This window comes from Aeromonas allosaccharophila (genome assembly GCF_016026615.1).
GTDB lineage: Bacteria > Pseudomonadota > Gammaproteobacteria > Enterobacterales > Aeromonadaceae > Aeromonas > Aeromonas allosaccharophila.
The window spans coordinates 3375798-3395000 of sequence record NZ_CP065745.1; the positions used below are offsets into that span (position 1 = coordinate 3375798).

At 54.9% G+C, this 19203-nt stretch carries 13 protein-coding genes and 2 rRNA genes; 7 read left to right on the plus strand and 8 right to left on the minus strand.

Translation table 11 applies throughout. The features are described 5' to 3' along the window. Nucleotide 1: 1 nt before the first annotated feature. The 4 genes from I6G90_RS15410 to rfaD all read right to left on the minus strand — a co-directional run bounded on the left by I6G90_RS15410 (nucleotide 2) and on the right by rfaD (nucleotide 4883). Nucleotides 2-820, minus strand: a complete 819-nt coding sequence (locus I6G90_RS15410; RefSeq protein ID WP_197928201.1) for a glycosyltransferase — start codon at nucleotides 818-820, stop codon at nucleotides 2-4. Further along, nucleotides 817-2046 (minus strand): O-antigen ligase family protein, encoded by a 1230-nt coding sequence (locus I6G90_RS15415; RefSeq protein WP_197928203.1) that lies wholly within the window; start codon nucleotides 2044-2046, stop codon nucleotides 817-819. The genes I6G90_RS15410 and I6G90_RS15415 overlap by 4 nt, the downstream gene beginning before the upstream one ends. Before the next feature lie 11 nt (nucleotides 2047-2057). Beyond that, nucleotides 2058-3818 carry a polysaccharide deacetylase family protein gene (locus tag I6G90_RS15420; RefSeq protein ID WP_197928205.1) on the minus strand — a complete coding sequence of 587 codons (1761 nt, stop codon included), beginning with the start codon at nucleotides 3816-3818 and terminating at the stop codon, nucleotides 2058-2060. A gap of 108 nt (nucleotides 3819-3926) precedes the next feature. After that, nucleotides 3927-4883 (minus strand): ADP-glyceromanno-heptose 6-epimerase, encoded by a 957-nt coding sequence (gene rfaD, locus I6G90_RS15425; protein ID WP_197928207.1) that lies wholly within the window; start codon nucleotides 4881-4883, stop codon nucleotides 3927-3929. A gap of 158 nt (nucleotides 4884-5041) precedes the next feature. Here rfaD and I6G90_RS15430 point away from each other — a divergent pair, with 158 nt between their 5' ends. The 5 genes from I6G90_RS15430 to I6G90_RS15450 all read left to right on the plus strand — a co-directional run bounded on the left by I6G90_RS15430 (nucleotide 5042) and on the right by I6G90_RS15450 (nucleotide 11090). Next, nucleotides 5042-5686: a TetR/AcrR family transcriptional regulator gene (locus I6G90_RS15430; protein WP_042057022.1), complete on the plus strand. Its 645-nt coding sequence runs from the start codon at nucleotides 5042-5044 to the stop codon at nucleotides 5684-5686. Nucleotides 5687-5801: 115 nt separating this feature from the next. Beyond that, nucleotides 5802-6992: a glycine C-acetyltransferase gene (locus tag I6G90_RS15435; RefSeq protein WP_197928209.1), complete on the plus strand. Its 1191-nt coding sequence runs from the start codon at nucleotides 5802-5804 to the stop codon at nucleotides 6990-6992. 55 nt (nucleotides 6993-7047) lie between these two features. Further along, on the plus strand, nucleotides 7048-8076 hold the full coding sequence (tdh, locus tag I6G90_RS15440) for an L-threonine 3-dehydrogenase (RefSeq protein WP_033137598.1): 1029 nt from the start codon (nucleotides 7048-7050) through the stop codon (nucleotides 8074-8076). Nucleotides 8077-8273: 197 nt separating this feature from the next. Beyond that, nucleotides 8274-8729: a c-type cytochrome gene (locus I6G90_RS15445; protein ID WP_197928211.1), complete on the plus strand. Its 456-nt coding sequence runs from the start codon at nucleotides 8274-8276 to the stop codon at nucleotides 8727-8729. An 84-nt stretch (nucleotides 8730-8813) separates the two neighbouring features. Next, entirely contained in the window at nucleotides 8814-11090 is a 2277-nt protein-coding gene (locus I6G90_RS15450) for a putative bifunctional diguanylate cyclase/phosphodiesterase (protein ID WP_197928213.1), read from the plus strand. A 2-nt stretch (nucleotides 11091-11092) separates the two neighbouring features. Here I6G90_RS15450 and rep read toward each other — a convergent pair whose 3' ends face one another. Beyond that, a complete protein-coding gene (rep, locus tag I6G90_RS15455; protein WP_058053554.1) occupies nucleotides 11093-13105 on the minus strand; it encodes a DNA helicase Rep in 2013 nt (670 codons plus the stop codon). A gap of 181 nt (nucleotides 13106-13286) precedes the next feature. Between rep and I6G90_RS15460 the strand changes: the two genes are divergently transcribed. Together I6G90_RS15460 and I6G90_RS15465 are read left to right on the plus strand one after the other, a co-directional pair. After that, entirely contained in the window at nucleotides 13287-14507 is a 1221-nt protein-coding gene (locus I6G90_RS15460) for an aminotransferase class V-fold PLP-dependent enzyme (RefSeq protein ID WP_197928215.1), read from the plus strand. Nucleotides 14508-14520: 13 nt separating this feature from the next. Further along, the gene (locus I6G90_RS15465; protein WP_075113794.1) at nucleotides 14521-14955 is read left to right on the plus strand and encodes a SufE family protein; all 435 of its coding nucleotides are present in this window, start codon (nucleotides 14521-14523) and stop codon (nucleotides 14953-14955) included. 21 nt (nucleotides 14956-14976) lie between these two features. Here the strand turns inward: I6G90_RS15465 and tcdA are convergent, their stop codons facing one another. From tcdA to I6G90_RS15480, 3 genes are all read right to left on the minus strand, one after another. Further along, complete coding sequence (tcdA, locus tag I6G90_RS15470) at nucleotides 14977-15813, minus strand: tRNA cyclic N6-threonylcarbamoyladenosine(37) synthase TcdA (protein WP_197928217.1); 837 nt, start codon at nucleotides 15811-15813, stop codon at nucleotides 14977-14979. A 194-nt stretch (nucleotides 15814-16007) separates the two neighbouring features. Next, nucleotides 16008-16122, minus strand: a 5S ribosomal RNA gene (gene rrf / locus I6G90_RS15475). A 124-nt stretch (nucleotides 16123-16246) separates the two neighbouring features. After that, nucleotides 16247-19136, minus strand: a 23S ribosomal RNA gene (locus tag I6G90_RS15480). Nucleotides 19137-19203: the final 67 nt, after the last annotated feature.

Here is a 19203-nt window from a genome sequence, read left to right on the forward strand (position 1 = left end):
TTTATTCAATTGCCTTTTTTTCTATTCCCCACGGGGTGAAATACTCCCCATTTTTAACAACAGATGCATATATCTCATCATTCACTCGATCTCTAGGAAGCTCTTTATGATACATATGAACCTGATTAGCCAAATAAAAAATATTTTTGCATCTAAAACCAGCCAACTTCAATCTGAATTCAACATCAGTATCTTCTCCGACCCCCGCAGCCTCATACCGCTCATCGAATCCATTAATATAAGTCAAATCTTTCTTGTAAAGAGAAAAATTACATCCAACAATTCCTTTATTTTTCCTATTCAACCATCTGCTCAAAAATCGATTAGTAATTCTTATCCCTTTTTCTATATTTTTCCCTTTCCCAAGAAAAATATACTCAGCAAGCATAAAAAATAAGTTCTCTTTCAAAAATGACTCTGGCCTGACAAGTGTTATTTTTTGACTAAATGATGGTGACAAGTCCGCCCTTCTTCCATTTAAAAAACAACCAACCTCTGCATTTTCCAAATGATCACGAACGAAGTTAGCTTGTGGAATGCAATCTCCATCAATAAATATCATGTACTCATTGGATGCAAGTAACACAGCCTGATTAAGTATCTTGTTTTTTCTAAAACCTTTATCTTCATGCCATACATGCTTTATATGATAACTAAATCCTGTCTGAATAGACTTTATTTCTGAAACAACATCTTCCCTAGAGCCATCATCAGCAATAATAACCTCAAAGTTATCTTCAAACTGATTGTTAAGAGCTGACAGAATAATTTTCAATGCTTTTAAATTATTGTAAAAAGCTATAATGACACTAGCTTTCATACTCTCACCTTATGGTTATCAATATTATATTGCTCAACCTCCGAGTAGGCCAATGCAACAACAAAGAAAAATATGTAGGTTTGAAACTCAAGATAGTTTGTATAGAAAACGCCCAAAATTAAAAATGGAGCAATTAACATGCTGCCCTTAATGAGAGATTTTTTATTATAAAAAAGATAAACAATGAAAATTAATGAGCCATAGAAAAACAACGTATACAAAAAACCCATTTTATTTGCCGAATCAAGATAAGAGTTATGCAAGTCATTTAAGGAGTAATTACCTTGCGTCAATTTTATCAGATCTTCAGTATTCGAAATTTTGTTCAAATACGCCGAATATTCTGTCTGAAACTTATTGAACCCTATACCAAATAGAAATTTCAGAGGATGATATGATAAATTTTCATTCAGAAGAGAAACCCCATTCCCCCACATGAGAATACGGCTAAAGTTAGAATAATCCTTGGCTGTAGTCTCAGTTACAGATGTAGCCCTTCCCGCTACAGCATTAAATTGTGAGGGCATTGCTAGATAAAGAGAAAAAATCAACACACTTGCAACCGGAGTGAAAACATACAACATTTTCCGATTCATAAAGACCATATACACCACAAGGGAAAATGATGCAGCAATCCAACCAGCACGACCGCCAGATATTATAAGACTCAAGAAAGTCATAAACAAAAATAATCCAATGGCAACTTTCTTTGATGCCGTCATATCATCAGACAATTTTGGCAACATAAATGCAAAGACAAATGTTGTGATCTCTGCCCACCGACCTATATCCCAGAACCCACCAAATCGCTCACCACTCCAAGCGTGTGGAAGCAGAACAAATGCCTGGACAAAAGACCATAATACCGATAGAAGAAAACCCAACATCGATATCGAAAATGCTAATCGTCTATTTTTATTCTCTCGCAAAGAGATAACTAAGGCCGGGACAACCAATAAAAACATCCCTTTATAGAAAAAATGACCTATATCAACAAAGGAACTAGGGGATATTATTTTCGAGAAGACCCCGAATAGGAACACCGCGATTGGCCCCCATAAAACAACATCGCGCTTAACCACATTATAATATTCTCTCTCAAAAATACACCGACCAACAAAAAACATTATTATCAATGCAGATGAGATATAAATAGCTGGCTTACTAGTAAATATGGAGGCGGCAAACAAACAAAGTAAATATGTTTCTATTTTTTTGTAATTCATTTTTTTCTCTTTCATTTTCTAAAAACATAATTCCCGCGAATTTTTCGCCACAGCCCGAATACATCGGTACGGGGGAAGATGGCGATCCTACGGATCTGGAAAGGGTCCTGGTGCATTGCTTTGGGGCCACTGTTGGTGGCAACGGCGAAACGATACCCGGCGGCGATAGCCTGCTCCTTGGCACTGTCGTTCATATCTCCGTAAGGGTAGGCAAACGAGAGCAGCGGATGGCCAAGCAGGGTCTCCAGTTGGCGTTTATTCTCCTGAATTTCATGGGCTTGTTGTTCGGCTGTGAGCTGACTCAAGCGGGGATGAGTCAGGGTATGCCCCCCAATCTCCACATAGCCACTGGCGGCCAGCGCTTTGACCTGCTCACCACTCATTAGCGAAACCTTGGTATCGGGATTGGTCGGATGCTCCACATCCCAACGGTTATAGCCTTCACCGGTGACTACGTACACCACAGCTTTGTAACCATATTTTTCCAACAGCGGCAGCATGCGGGTCAGGTTGTCCTGATAGCCGTCATCGGCGGTGATCATCAGGTACTTCTTGCCGTATTGCAGACGGTGGATAAAACCTTTGTCCGCCAAATCACGGAACGTCAGGGTTTCATAGCCGAGCCACTTCATCAGGCGCAGATGCTTCTCGAACATGGCGATCGGCATCCATGTGCCGTGCACCCCTTTCTCGCTATCCTGCTCGATAAAGCGGTGGTACATGATGACCGGCATCTCGCGGCGCAGGGTTTCCACCACCGCATCTTGATAGATGGACTCCAGCCCGGAGACGACACCCTGCAAGCCGTACTCGTCCTGAATGCGCTGACGAATGGTCTCCGGCACCGTTTTACTGGCCAGTGCGGATGCAATCTCTGCCTTTAGCGCGGCAAAATCGATAGCCAAATCTTTGGGACCAATATCACCAAAGTTGCTGGCCAGTGCCTCATCCAGATTTTGTTCGGTTACCAGCCCGATGGCCTTGGCTTCGCCAATGGCAAAGGCGGGACGACCGCACAGCAGCGCTTCCATCGCCACCCGACCGGCGCCGATCACCAAATCGCTACCCGCCAGCAGAGCGGGCACATCGTCAATATAACCAACAAACTCGGCACGCCCTTCGAAACGAGCAAAGCGCTCCGGCACCTTAGTGCCGCTGACAATCCGCACTCGACAGGCATCCAGGTCAAGCACTTCATCGAGCAGGCGGTAACAGAGCTCCCCTTTGGGGCCGCTCAGACGCCCGATGATGGCGATCACCGGTTTGGCATTGTCCGGCGCAGGCACAGGCTGGAATTTGTCAGTTTCGATACCGTTACGCAGCACCTGCACGATCGCAGGATCGACCCCCAGATTGTCGACAATCTGATGGGCGATATCCTCACAAACGGCAACCGCCCGATAGCCGAGTGCATGGAACGCTTTGCGAGAGGCGTGCACCGGCTGGCGACCATGCACCGTGGTGATCATCGGGGTACCGGTCAGCTTGCAGGCGACATAGCTGCTCCAGCCGGAGGCGCGGGAGTGAGCGTGTACCAACTGGATATGGTGCTTCTTGATCAGATAGATGAGGTAAAAGACGTGCCAGAAGCGGCGCAGAATGCTGCGCTTGTTGAATCTCAGCGTGAAGACGGGGCCAAGGGTCGGTTTGGTCAGGGTGTCTGAAACGTAAAAAACGTTGTGACCACGCCGGGTCAGTTCGTTACCGACAGTAGTGGCATAGACCTCAGCTCCCGTTACCTCGAGCTGGGAGAGCGCCATCAATATATTCATTGCGTGGTTACCCGGTAGAAACTGAGAAAAACAGTGACAAACAACAGAGCCGGAAACAGGTATGGCCTGCTTCCGGCTTGTCTACATAGGCAGTGTAAAGCTCACCCGTTAGCGGTTGAGCCAGGCCATGTAATCCGCTACCCCTTCGGCAACGGTTTTGAACTCGGCGTCATAACCCACGCTGCGCAGCTTGGTCATGTCAGCCTGGGTGAAGCTCTGGTAGCGACCCTTAAGGTGATCCGGGAAGGGAATGTACTCGATGGCGCCCTTCTGATGATGCTTGATCACCGCTTCGGCCACGTTCTGGAACGGCTCGGCACGGCCGGTACCGCAGTTGAAGATGCCGGAGTGCTGCGGGTTCTGCCAGAACCAGAGGTTTACCTTGCAGACATCGTCGATATAGATGAAGTCACGCATCTGACCACCGTTCGGGAAGCCGTCGCAACCTTCGAACAGCTTGGGATTCTCGCCCTTCTTCACCTGAGTATTGAGGTGGAAGGCAACGGAAGCCATGGAGCCTTTGTGCTGCTCGCGCGGGCCGTAGACGTTGAAGTACTTCAGGCCGACAACCTGAGAGTTGCTCTCCGGCATCCAGCGGCGCACGTACTGGTCAAACAGCTGCTTGGAGTAGCCGTAGACGTTGAGCGGCTGTTCGAACTTGGGATCTTCGATGAAGTTGTCGTTGCGGCCACCGTAGGTCGCGGCAGAGGAGGCGTAGATAAACGGGATTTCACGCTCGATGCAGTAGTGGAACAGATCCTTGGAGTACTCGTAGTTGACCTCCATGATGAACTTGCCGTTCCACTCGGTGGTAGCAGAGCAGGCACCTTCGTGGAAGATCACCTCGATGCCGTTATCCCACTCTTCAAACTCGTCACCGGAGACGATCCGTGCCTGGAACTCGTCTTTGTCCATGTAGTCAGCAATGGTCAGATCGACCAGGTTGACGAACTTGGTGCCGTCGGTCAGGTCATCGATGACTACGATATCGGTCCGTCCTTGAGCGTTCAGCTGCTTGACCAGATTGCTGCCGATAAAGCCAGCACCGCCAGTTACTACGATCATGGAGTTTGCCTCTCGTACGTTGATGGCTACATGTGACTGCTTGTTAAAGCTGTGTATAGTGAGCCAATTTGAAATTGCCGAAAAGTTTATCACGGGCCGCCCGGGGATTCGACCTTGTTCAAAACTGCCCCGAGCGGAACCTGTTGGAGGAATGAGTGATGAAAACCAGAGACAGGATCATTCACAGCGCAACCGAGCTGTTCAACGATCAGGGTGAACGCAACATCACCACCAACCATATTGCGGCACACATGGGTATCAGCCCGGGCAACCTCTACTACCACTTCCGCAATAAAGAAGACATCATCCACTCCATCTTCGACCAGTATGCCCGCCACCTGAGCGAGAGCTTCGTCCCGACCCGCAACCGCGAAATCACCCTGCAAGACCTGATGGGCTATCTGGATGCCATCTTCTATCTGATGTGGCAGTTCCGCTTCTTCTACGCCAACCTGCCGGACATCCTCAGCCGCGACGAACCGCTGCAACAGAAATACCTCAAGGCACAGGAGCAGATGCGATCCTCCGTGGTCGCCCTGCTCAGGAGCCTGCGCGAAGGGGGCATCATCGATGTCAGCGATGAAGACCTGCCGGATCTGGGCCAGACCATCAAGATGGTGGTGACTTGCTGGATCCCGTTCCAGATCGCTCAGGCCCCCAACACCCGCATCACCAAGCCGCTGCTCTATCAGGGAGTGCTGAAGGTGCTGTTCCTGCTGCGCCCCTATGTGCAACCCCAGGTGGCCGGACAGATCCAGCAGCTGGAGCAACACTACCGCCAGCTGGCCCAACCAGTTGGGTGAGATCTGTTTCACATTTGTTGAATATCAGCACAATCATTTGAATTTACCGCAACAGATTGCAGTAAAATGTTGCCCTCTGTTGATACGCAGCTGAAATAGCCAATAAGGATCGAGGATGTCTAACGGATTCTATCGTCACCTGACCGAGCAACTGAACCAGGTGCAAGCTGAAGGGTTGTACAAGCAGGAGCGCATCATCACCTCCGCCCAGCAGGCCAGCATCGCCGTCGGCGGTGAGCAGGTACTGAACTTCTGTGCCAACAACTATCTGGGGCTGGCCAACCACCCAGATCTGATCGCCGCCGCCCATCAGGGGCTCGACAGCCACGGCTTCGGCATGGCCTCGGTGCGCTTTATCTGTGGCACCCAGGACCAGCACAAAGCGCTGGAGCAGAAGATGTCCGCCTTCCTCGGCACCGAGGACACCATCCTCTACTCCTCCTGCTTCGATGCCAATGGCGGCCTGTTCGAGACCCTTTTCGGCGCCGAAGATGCCATCATCTCCGATGCCCTCAACCACGCCTCCATCATCGACGGCGTGCGGCTGTGCAAGGCCAAGCGCTATCGCTACGCCAACAACGACATGGCCGAGCTGGAAGCCCAGCTGAAACAGGCGGATGCCGATGGTGCCCGCTTCAAGCTGATCGCCACCGACGGCGTCTTCTCCATGGATGGCGTCATCGCCGACCTCAAATCCATCTGCGATCTGGCGGACAAATACGATGCCCTAGTGATGGTGGATGACTCCCACGCCGTCGGCTTTATCGGTGAAAACGGCCGCGGTACCCACGAATATTGTGGCGTGCTGGATCGGGTCGACATCATCACCGGCACCCTGGGCAAGGCGCTCGGCGGCGCCTCCGGTGGCTATACCTCCGGCAAGAAAGAGGTGATCGACTGGCTGCGTCAGCGCTCCCGCCCCTACCTCTTCTCCAACTCGCTGGCCCCCTCCATAGTCGCTGCCACCATCAAGGTGATCGACATGCTGGCGGAAGGTCACGACCTGCGCGCCCGCCTGAAAGAGAACAGCCAATACTTTCGCGAGCGGATGAGCGCCGCTGGCTTCACTCTGGCGGGCGCCGATCACGCCATCATTCCGGTGATGCTGGGGGATGCCAAACTGGCCTCCGAAATGGCGAGCCGCATGCTGGCTGCCGGCATCTATGTGGTGGGCTTCTCCTTCCCGGTCGTGCCCAAGGGTCAGGCCCGCATTCGCACCCAGATGTCTGCCGCCCACACCCGCGAGCAGCTGGACAAGGCCATTGACGCCTTTATCCGCATCGGCCGTGAACTCGGCGTTATCTGATTTGAATCAAGGGGCTGCAGCCCCTTTTTTCTGCATTCATATTGAAGGAACAGCCATGAAAGCACTCTCCAAACTGCACAAAGAGGTCGGCATCTGGATGACGGATGTGCCAGCCCCCGAGCTCGGCCACAACGACCTACTGATCAAGATCCGCAAAACAGCCATCTGTGGCACCGATATCCATATCTACAACTGGGACGAGTGGTCCCAGAAGACCATTCCGGTGCCTATGGTGGTCGGCCACGAATATGTCGGGGAAGTGGTCGCCATCGGTCAGGAGGTGCGCGGCTTCGCCATCGGCGATCGGGTCTCCGGCGAAGGGCACATCACCTGCGGTCACTGCCGCAACTGCCGCGCCGGGCGCACTCATCTGTGCCGCAACACCATTGGTGTTGGCGTCAATCGCCCGGGCGCCTTTGCCGAGTATCTGGTGATCCCCGCATTCAACGCCTTCAAGCTGCCGGACAACATCCCGGACGAGCTGGCCGCTATCTTCGACCCGTTCGGCAATGCGGTGCATACCGCCCTCTCCTTCGATCTGGTGGGTGAGGATGTGCTCATCACAGGTGCGGGCCCCATCGGCATCATGGCTGCCGCCGTCTGCCGTCACGTGGGTGCGCGCCACGTGGTGATCACCGACGTCAACGAATACCGGCTGGAGCTGGCCCGCAAGATGGGCGCCACCCGCGCGGTCAACGTCAGCAAAGAGAAGCTGGCCGACGTGATGAGCGAGCTGGGCATGACCGAAGGGTTCGATGTGGGGCTGGAGATGTCCGGCGTCCCGAGCGCCTTCCAGGAGATGCTCGACAAGATGAACCACGGCGGCAAGATCGCCATGCTTGGCATCCCCCCCTCCACCATGGCCATCGACTGGAACAAGGTGATCTTCAAGGGGCTGTTTATCAAAGGGATCTATGGCCGCGAGATGTTCGAGACCTGGTATAAGATGGCCAGCCTGATCCAGTCCGGGCTTGATCTCTCCCCCATCATTACCCACAGATTCCACATCGACGAATTCCAGCAAGGGTTCGATGCGATGCGCTCCGGCCACTCCGGCAAGGTGATCCTGAGCTGGGACAAATAACCCATTTCACCCCTTGGTTACCTGAAACCCGGCGAATGCCGGGTTTCTTTTTATCTCCACCGCCTGAATTGCCGTGATATCGCCCAAAACTTTGTGCGCAGAGTGTTTAACACTTCACACACAAGCGTTTAAATGGCTGTAACTATTCGGTTATAATCCCGTCGTTTACATGGATAATAAAAGACTGCTGGGAGTATATGAGCGTGTTGAAAAAACTGAGCTATTTGCTGGCTGTCGGGATGACGGCCGCCAGCTTGTCTGGGGCAGTGCTTGCTGCCGATGAGATGTCACCGGAAGCCATTGCCGAGCGGATCAAACCAATCGGTCAGGTCTATACCGCCAAGGATCTGGAAGGTATTGCCGGTGCGGGTGCCGCACCGGCGGCGACCGCCTCTTCCGGCCCCCGCGATGGCGAGACCGTGTTCAAGGGCGCCTGCTTTGCCTGTCATGATACCGGTGCCGCCGGTGCCCCCAAACGGGGTGATAAGGCAGCCTGGGAGCCTCGCATCGCCCAGGGTATTGATACTCTCAAGAAGCATGCCATTGAAGGCTTCACCGGCAAGTCCGGCATGATGCCTCCACGCGGCACGTGTGCGAGCTGTAGTGACGAAGAGATAGAAAACGCCATCCACTACATGATCGACAAGCTGTAAGTATTTGAAAGGGCCGCAATTGCGGCCCTTTCAATCTCTCGGCTTCCGACTACTCTTGTAAGGTAGACATATCGGGAGTTGCTCATGTCGCCCCAAGCTATCGAACCCCACTACTCAACTCCTTTGCTGGCGTTGGTCTCTGCCATTATGGACTTCCCGGCGCCACAATCGGCCACGTCTGACGATTACGACGCCCTGATCAGGCAGATTGACCAACTCTGCCCGCTGCAACACTTCGGCATGCTGGGCCTCGCCGATACTGGCCTGAACTGGCTTTACGCCTACAAGATAAGCGACATATTCAAGCAGCAACTGGGGCGGGAGCAGTCCCGCATCACCGATCAGCTCACCCAGCTGGATGAGGCCGAAGGGTGGTGCGTCTTTCCCATCGAGCATGGTCAGGTACAGTGGCTGCTGGCTCGTGGCACACCCACCGATCTGCCGACCCTGCGCCTGCTGCTGGAGTGTCTGGCCAAGCGGCTGACCGAAACCCAGGCGGGCTCCCATCTCACCGAGCTGCCTTCGCCGCTGATCCGCAAAGACCCGAACTGGAAAAAGAAAATCGAGAGCATCAGCCGCATCATGCGGCTGGCCAATACCTTGCCGGGTCAGGCGCTGTTTTCCCAGCTGGAGGCGGTACTGCGCCAAATGCTCGCCATCGAGGACATGCTGCTGGTCAGGCTAACCAGCCAGAAGCTGGAAAAGATCTACCCCGCCCATCCTCATCAGGGGGACGAGTTCATCAGCGGTTTGTGCCACAGCACCAGCAATATCGAGGTGAACAGGGAGTCTCGCTACTGGCACAGCATGCCGCTGCGGCTGCAGCAACAGTACTTCGCCCACTTCATCATCAGCACGACCCAGCCGCTGGAAACTGACGACAAACTGTTCCTCGACTTCCTGCGCGGCCAGTTGACCCTGCTGCTGGAACTGAGACGGATCCGCCAGCAGCTCAACGACATCAATACCGAGGACTCCATCAATCAGCGCCTGCAACAGCTGCGTCAGACCAACCTCAGACTGCAAAAGCAGCTCAAGCAGCATCAGGAGCTGGAGCGGCGGTTGCAATTCGATGCGCTCCACGACCCGCTGACCCAGCTGCCCAACCGCGCGCTGTTGATGAACCACCTCAACCACGCCATGACCCACTACAACCGCTACAAATCGCCGGGATTTGCGGTGATCTTCATCGATGTGGATCACTTCAAGCAGATCAACGACACCCTGGGCCACAGCGCGGGGGATCAACTACTCAAGGAGGTGAGCCGCCGCCTGCAGACCTGCATCCGGCAAAATGATCTGGTGGCCAGGCTGGGCGGCGACGAGTTTGTCATCTATCTGGACAGCAGCAAGAGCGATGATGACATCAGCCCGGTACTGAACCGTATTATCAGCCGCCTCTCCTACCCGTTCCGGCTGCTCGGCAACGAGCTGAGCATTACCGTTAGCCTTGGGGTATCGAGCGTCTCGGAGCAGACCACCGATATCAGCCAGCTGCTCCATCAGGCCGATCTGGCCATGTATCAGGCCAAACGCAATGGCCGCAGTCGTATCGTCAGCTACTCGGAAGATTGCATCAACCAGAACTGGAACTCGCCGGAAGAGATGCTGGCCAGAGCCTTGCGGGAAGGACGTATCGTCCCCTATTTCCAGCCGGTGATCCGGCTACAGGATAGTCGCCTGACCGGACTGGAGGTGATGGCGCGCTGGCTGACCGAGGAGGGTATTCTCAAGGATGCGTTCGACTTTATTCCGCTGGCAGAGCAGTGCGGCCTGATTCTGGAGCTGGATTACCAGATCCTGCGCCACACCTGCCAACAGCTGAAGAACTGGCTGCCGATCTCGGGGCAGAGCAAGTTCAAGGTCGCCATCAATCTGTCGGGCAAGCATCTGGTCAACCATGACCACATCATGCGGCTGATGGGGATCATCGAAGAGGAAGGGGTCGCCCCCGGCTATCTGATTTTTGAATTCAACGAACGGGAGCTGTCGCGGCAAGATTCCGATGCGCTGGCATCACTGCATGACCTGAGATCCAAGGGTATCCAGATCAGCCTCGATGATTTCGGCACCGGCTTCTCCTCCCTCAACGCCCTGTTTCACTTCCCGGTGGATTACATCAAGGTGGATGACAGCTTTACCCAGCGAATGCTGCAATCACCCAAAGATTTGGCGCTGATCCGCGCCATGCGGGATATCTGTCAGGATCTCGATTACACCCTGATAGTGGAGGGAATCGAGAACCAGCTGCAGTTGCAGAAGCTCATCGATATCGGCTGCCAGATGGGGCAAGGGCGCTATATCTCTCCGCCGATGCCGGGAGCTGACATAGTGCCGCTGCTTACCCCGGCCAATCCGTAGCATTAATCCTTCTTGAACAGCGCCCGCAGGTTGGCAACGCCTACCTGCCCCTTCTGCTGGCGTTCCTCGGCGGTCACCTTCCTCTGGTTTTCCCACTCCAGATCGTCCTGCGGCAGCTCCAGCAGGAAGCGGCTCGGCTCGGGCCGTACCGACTCGCCAAACTGGCGCCGCTCCTTGCAGAGGGTAAAGGTCAGCTCGGTCTGGGCCCGGGTGATGCCCACGTAGGCGAGACGCCGCTCCTCCTCCACATTGTCCTCGTCGATGCTGGTCTGGTGGGGAAGCAAGCCCTCCTCCATCCCCACCATATAGACATAGGGAAACTCCAGCCCCTTGGAGGCATGCAACGTCATCAACTGCACCTGATCGGCATCGTCCTCCCCCTCGTTGCGCTCCATCATGTCGCGCAGGGTGAGGCGAGTGACCACCTGAGCCAGCGTCATCGACTCCTCCAGCTCATCTCCTTCCAGCATCTCGGTGATCCAGCGATAGAGGGTGGAGACGTTCTGCATCCGCATTTCGGCCGCTTTCGGGCTGGGGGAGGTCTCGTAGAGCCACTCTTCGTAGTGGATCTCCTTGATCATGTCCCGCACCGCCTCCACCGGATTGCCACGCAACGCCTGATCGCCAAGGCGAACCAGCCAGTTGGTAAATGCCTGCAGGGCGACGAGGCCACGGCCGGAGAGATGCTGCTCCAGCCCCAGCTCGAAGCTGGCGGCAAACAGGCTCTTGCCGCGCTGATTGGCATACTGACCCAATTTTTCTAGGGTGGTGGGGCCGATCTCGCGGCGCGGCAGGTTGACCACCCGCAGGAATGCGGTGTCCTCATCCGGATTCACCAGCAGCTTGAGGTAGGCCATGATGTCCTTGATCTCGGTGCGGGAGAAAAACGAGGTGCCGCCGGAGATACGATAGGGAATCCGGTTGGTCATCAGCGCCTTTTCGAAGATGCGCGACTGATGGTTGCCCCGATAGAGGATGGCGTAATCCTTGAACCTGGTGCGGTTCATAAACTTGTGGCCCATCATCTCGGCGGCGATCCGCTCCGCTTCGTGCTCTTCGTTCTTGGCGAACAGCACCTTGAGCTTCACCCCTTCATCCAATTCGGAGAAGAGCGCCTTGTCATAGACGTGCGGGTTGTTGGCGATCAGGATGTTGGCGCACTTGAGGATGCGCCGCTTGGAGCGGTAGTTCTGCTCCAGCTTGATCAGCTTGAGGCTGGGAAAATCTTCGCTCAGCAGCACCAGATTCTGCGGCTTGGCACCGCGCCAAGAGTAGATCGACTGGTCATCATCCCCCACCACGGTAAAACGGGCCCGCTCACCGACGATCTGCTTCACCAGCTCGTACTGGCTGGTGTTGGTGTCCTGATACTCATCGACCAGCAGGTAGCGGATCTTGTTCTGCCAGCGCTCACGCACCTCCTGATTGCTCTTGAGCAACAGGGTCGGCATCACGATGAGGTCGTCAAAATCCAGCGCGTTATAGGCCACCATCTGGCGGTGATAACGCTCGTAGAGCTGGGCCATCAGCACCTCTTCCGGCCCGCGGGCGATGCGCATGGCGCGGGCAGGCAGGATGAGATCGTTCTTCCAGTTGGAGATCTGGCTGATAAGGGCCGACAACTTGTCCTTGTCGTTGTCTAGCTCGTCTTCGGTGAGCTCCTTGAGCAGCGCCAGCTGATCGGTGTCATCGAACAGGGAGAAGTTCGCCTTGAGATTCAGGCTCTTGTGCTCACGACGAATAATATCGAGACCCAGGGTATGGAAGGTGGAGACCATCAGCCCCCGCGCCTCCTTGCGGCCCAAAGTCTGGCCAACCCGCTCCTTCATCTCCCGTGCCGCCTTGTTGGTAAAGGTAACTGCGGCGATGTTGCGCGCGTTGTAGCCGCACTGCTGCACCAGATAGGCAATCTTGTTGGTGATGACGCGGGTCTTGCCCGATCCGGCACCCGCCAGCACCAGGCAAGGGCCGGAAACATACTTGACCGCTTCGTTCTGATTGGGGTTGAGCTTCATGGGCCGGATCTCTTGGCTTATGATGAGGGGCGGCATTGTACCAGAAATCACCCGATGAGCCGTACCCGCTGCACAGCAGGCAACCGCCCATCGGGCTTATCGCGCCTTGTGTTCGGGCGCTATTTTCAGGATCATGGCCGACCTTTCGAGATGATGACTTTTTCCAGATGATGAGGGGAGCATGAATCAGCAACAGCATGACCGACTGCGCAGCCAGTTTCCGGCCTTGGCGCAGGAGGTGAACGGCCACCCTCTGGTCTATCTGGACAACGCCGCCACCACCCAGAAGCCGCAAGCGGTGCTGGATGCCATCGCTCACTACTATCGGGCCGACAACGCCAACGTGCACCGTGCCGCCCACGCCCTGAGTGGCCGCGCTACCCGCGCCTTCGAAGCTGCCCGCGAAACGGTCGCCCGCTTTATCAATGCACCCCGCAGCCACGAAGTGATCTGGACCCGCGGCACCACAGAAGCGATCAATCTGGTGGCCCAGAGCTGGGGGATGAGCGAGCTCAAGGCGGGGGACGAAATCATCCTCAGTACGCTGGAGCATCACGCCAATATCGTCCCGTGGCAGCTGGTCGCCCAGCGCACCGGCGCGGTGATCCGGGTCATCCCACTCGATGGGCGGGGCGATCTCGATCTGGCTGCCTATCAGGCCATGCTGGGGCCACGCACCCGACTGGTGAGCGTCGCCCACGTCTCCAATGCCCTCGGTACCGTCAATCCGGTCACCCAGATGGTGGCAGAAGCCAAAGCAGTGGGCGCCGTGACGCTGATCGACGGCGCCCAGGCGGTGGCCCATCTCGAGGTGGATGTGCAGGCCATCGGCTGCGACTTCTATGCCTTCTCCGGCCACAAACTCTATGGCCCGACCGGCATCGGCGTGTTATGGGGCCGCACCGAGCTATTGGAGCGGATGCCGCCCTGGCAAGCAGGTGGCGAGATGATCGATCGGGTCAGTTTCAGCGGCACCACCTTCAATAGCCTGCCCTTCAAGTTTGAGGCGGGTACCCCCCATATCGCTGGTGCTATCGGCCTCGCCGCCGCCATCGACTTTGTGATGACGCAAGATCGGCAATCGCTCGCCCAGCATGAGCAGAGCCTGACAGACTATCTGGTCGCTGGCCTACAACAGGTGCCGGGGCTGCGTCTGATCGGCGAACCCGGCCAACGCGCCGGGGCGGTCTCTTTCCTGCTCGACGACATTCACCCGCAAGATGCCGCCACCCTGCTCGATATGCAGGGGATCGCCCTGCGAGTCGGCCATCACTGCGCCATGCCGCTGATGGAATCGCTCGGGATCGGCGGCACCATGCGTGCCTCGCTGGCCTGCTACAACAATCGGGATGATGTCGACACCCTGCTGGCCGCCCTGCACAAACTCAGTGACTTCTTCTAAGGCAGACAACCGAATGAGTGATCTCGCAAGCTATACCCAGATTGGCCTTGAGCCCAATGCCGACAGCATCCGCCAGCAGTTTGCCGCCGCTCACGGCTGGGAGAACCAGTACCGGCTCATCATCCAGCTCGGCAAGCTATTACCCGTACTACCCGGCGAATGGCAGCAGGAGGAGTTCCGCCTCAAGGGGTGTGAAAGCCAGGCCTGGCTGAAGGGAGAAAAAAGCGAGGATGGATGCTGGCACTTTGCCTGTGATTCCGATGCTCGCATCGTGCGTGGCCTCATCGTCATCGTGCTGGCCGCGCTCAACCACCAATCGTCTGCGGCGATCCAGGCTTTTGATATGGAAGGCTATTTCAGCGAACTGGGGCTTGAGAAACACTTGAGCCCGTCACGAGGTAACGGGCTCAGAGCGATCGTGCTGGCGATCCGGGAGCGGGTTGTCTAACCCGCTTTGTGCAGAGGTCGATTACGCTTCGCTAATCGACCCTGCTTCTTCATTTCCGGCCTCTTTCTCGGCGCGGGCACCCCGCTCGGTAATCTTCTTCAATACCCGGGACGCGGCAACCAGCCCGAAAGTTGCCGTCACCGGCGTCACGGCACCAAAGCCGGAGGCGCAATCCATCTTCATGGCGCCATCGCTGGCCGCCTTGGCCTGACAGGTGCCACCATTACCATCCGGATAGCTCAGCTGCTCGGTTGAGAAGACACACTCCACCCCGAACTTGCGCGCCGGATTCTTGCTGAAGTTATGCAACCGGCGCAGGTCGGATCGCACCTTGGCAGCCAACGGATCCTGAATGGTCTTGGCCAGATCGGCCACGGTGATCTGGGTCGGGTCCATCTGTCCGCCAGCACCACCTGCCACAATCACCGGGATCTTGTTGCGTTTGCAGAAGGCAATCAGCGCCACCTTGGCCTTGACCGAGTCTATGGCATCCACCACATAGTCGAACTCCCGCTTGATATGCTCGGCCAGGTTGTCGGCAGTAACGAAATCGTCCACCTCGATCACTTCGCAATCCGGATTGATGGCGCGAATACGCTCGGCCATCACCTCGGTCTTGAGGCGACCGACCGTGCCCAGCATGGCGTGGATCTGGCGATTGGTGTTGGTGATGCAGATATCGTCCATGTCGATCAGGGTGATCTGGTTGATACCGGCGCGGGCCAGCGCCTCGGCCGCCCAGGAGCCCACGCCGCCGATCCCCACCACACAGACCTTGGCCTGGCTAAAGGAACGCAGGGCATTCTGACCATAAAGACGGGCAATGCCCCCGAATCGCTGTAGATATTCTGCTTTCATACCACCACCTTGCTTGAGGGCGGCCATTATAGCGACAACCACTGCCTGCGGCGATGGCGTAACCGGAGAAAATCGGGGAGGAAAAACAGAGGAAACGGCAGAGAAGATGGAATAAAAGGTCAATATTCAGGCAACTTGCTGAATTGCAGGCAATAAAAAACCCCGCTCATCGAGCGGGGTTTCTTGTATTGGGTGCCTGGCAGTGTCCTACTCTCGCATGGCGAATGCCACACTACCATCGGCGCTACCGCGTTTCACTTCTGAGTTCGGCATGGGATCAGGTGGTTCCACGGCGCTATGGCCGCCAGGCAAATTCTTCAATCTTGGAAAGCTGACGTGAATAACGATGTTGCTTGATGCTTGTCGCTATCACTGAATTTTTTAAGTAGTTCGTTCATTCGCTACAAGGCCCAGAACACTTCTTGGGTGTTGTATGGTTAAGCCTCACGGGTAATTAGTATGGGTTAGCTCAACACGTCGCCGCGCTTACACACCCCACCTATCAACGTTGTGGTCTCCAACGGCCCTTTAGGACCCTCAAGGGGTCAGGGATGACTCATCTCAGGGCTCGCTTCCCGCTTAGATGCTTTCAGCGGTTATCGATTCCGAACTTAGCTACCGGGCAGTGCCACTGGCGTGACAACCCGAACACCAGAGGTTCGTTCACTCCGGTCCTCTCGTACTAGGAGCAACTCCCTTCAATCATCCAACGCCCACGGCAGATAGGGACCGAACTGTCTCACGACGTTCTGAACCCAGCTCGCGTACCACTTTAAATGGCGAACAGCCATACCCTTGGGACCGACTTCAGCCCCAGGATGTGATGAGCCGACATCGAGGTGCCAAACACCGCCGTCGATATGAACTCTTGGGCGGTATCAGCCTGTTATCCCCGGAGTACCTTTTATCCGTTGAGCGATGGCCCTTCCATTCAGAACCACCGGATCACTATGACCTACTTTCGTACCTGCTCGACCTGTCCGTCTCGCAGTTAAGCTGGCTTATGCCATTGCACTAACCTCCTGATGTCCGACCAGGATTAGCCAACCTTCGTGCTCCTCCGTTACTCTTTGGGAGGAGACCGCCCCAGTCAAACTACCCACCAGGCACTGTCCGCGAGCCCGATTCAGGGCCCTGCGTTAGAACATCAAACATACAAGGGTGGTATTTCAAGGACGGCTCCAGCGCAACTGGCGTCACGCCTTCAAAGCCTCCCACCTATCCTACACATGTAGGTTCAATGTTCAGTGCCAAGCTGTAGTAAAGGTTCACGGGGTCTTTCCGTCTAGCCGCGGGTACACCGCATCTTCACGGCGAATTCGATTTCACTGAGTCTCGGGTGGAGACAGCATGGCCATGGTTACACCATTCGTGCAGGTCGGAACTTACCCGACAAGGAATTTCGCTACCTTAGGACCGTTATAGTTACGGCCGCCGTTTACCGGGGCTTCGATCAAGAGCTTCGCTTGCGCTAACCCCATCAATTAACCTTCCGGCACCGGGCAGGTGTCACACCCTATACGTCCACTTTCGTGTTTGCAGAGTGCTGTGTTTTTGATAAACAGTCCCAGCCATCTGGTCACTGCGACTCCCGACTGCTCCATCCGCAAGGGACTTCACTGTCAAGAGCGAACCTTCTCCCGAAGTTACGGTTCTATTTTGCCTAGTTCCTTCACCCGAGTTCTCTCAAGCGCCTTGGTATTCTCTACCCGACCACCTGTGTCGGTTTGGGGTACGATGACTTGTAATCTGAAGCTTAGAGGCTTTTCCTGGAAGCAGGGCATCAATGGCTTCCGCACCGTAGTGCGTTCGTCTCGTGTCTCAGTGTTGTGTCTCCGGATTTGCCTAGAAACACCACCTACGCACTTTCACCAGGACAACCGTCGCCTGGCCCACCTAGCCTTCTCCGTCCCCCCATCGCAATTACAAGTCGTGCAGGAATATTAACCTGCTTCCCATCGATTACGCCTTTCGGCCTCACCTTAGGGGTCGACTCACCCTGCCCCGATTAACGTTGGACAGGAACCCTTGGTCTTCCGGCGAGGAGGCTTTTCACCCCCTTTATCGTTACTTACGTCAGCATTCGCACTTCTGATATCTCCAGCATACCTCTCGATACACCTTCGCAGACTTACAGAACGCTCCCCTACCACTCATACATAAGTATGAATCCGCGGCTTCGGTGCCTGGTTTGAGCCCCGTTACATCTTCCGCGCAGGCCGACTCGACTAGTGAGCTATTACGCTTTCTTTAAATGATGGCTGCTTCTAAGCCAACATCCTAGCTGTCTGAGCCTTCCCACATCGTTTCCCACTTAACCAGAACTTTGGGACCTTAGCCGGCGGTCTGGGTTGTTTCCCTCTTCACGACGGACGTTAGCACCCGCCGTGTGTCTCCCGGATATTACTTACTGGTATTCGGAGTTTGCATGGAGTTGGTAAGTCGGGATGACCCCCTAGTCCAAACAGTGCTCTACCCCCAGTAGTATTCGTCCGAGGCGCTACCTAAATAGCTTTCGGGGAGAACCAGCTATCTCCGAGTTTGATTGGCCTTTCACCCCCAGCCACAGGTCATCCCCTAACTTTGCAACGTTAGTGGGTTCGGTCCTCCAGTTGATGTTACTCAACCTTCAACCTGCCCATGGCTAGATCACCCGGTTTCGGGTCTACACCTTGCAACTAGACGCCCAGTTAAGACTCGGTTTCCCTACGGCTCCCCTATACGGTTAACCTCGCTACAAAATGTAAGTCGCTGACCCATTATACAAAAGGTACGCAGTCACCCCGAAGGGCTCCCACTGCTTGTACGTACACGGTTTCAGGTTCTATTTCACTCCCCTCACAGGGGTTCTTTTCGCCTTTCCCTCACGGTACTGGTTCACTATCGGTCAGTCAGGAGTATTTAGCCTTGGAGGATGGTCCCCCCATATTCAGACAGGATGTCACGTGTCCCGCCCTACTCGATTTCACTTCAAGGTCGTTTTCATGTACGGGGCTATCACCCTGTATCGCTGGCCTTTCCAGGACCATTCCACTAACTTCCAAGAAACTTAAGGGCTAATCCCCGTTCGCTCGCCGCTACTGAGGGAATCTCGGTTGATTTCTTTTCCTCGGGGTACTTAGATGTTTCAGTTCTCCCGGTTCGCCTCGTTGCACTATGTATTCATGCAACGATACCTAGCTTATGCTAAGTGGGTTTCCCCATTCGGAAATCTGTGAGTAATAGCGTCTCTTACCGACTTCTCACAGCTTATCGCAGGTTAGTACGTCCTTCATCGCCTCTGACTGCCAAGGCATCCACCATGTACGCTTAGTCACTTAACCATACAACCCCAAGAAGTGTCGTCGAAACGACGCGACTTGTTGAAGTACAACAAGGACCAAATAAAAT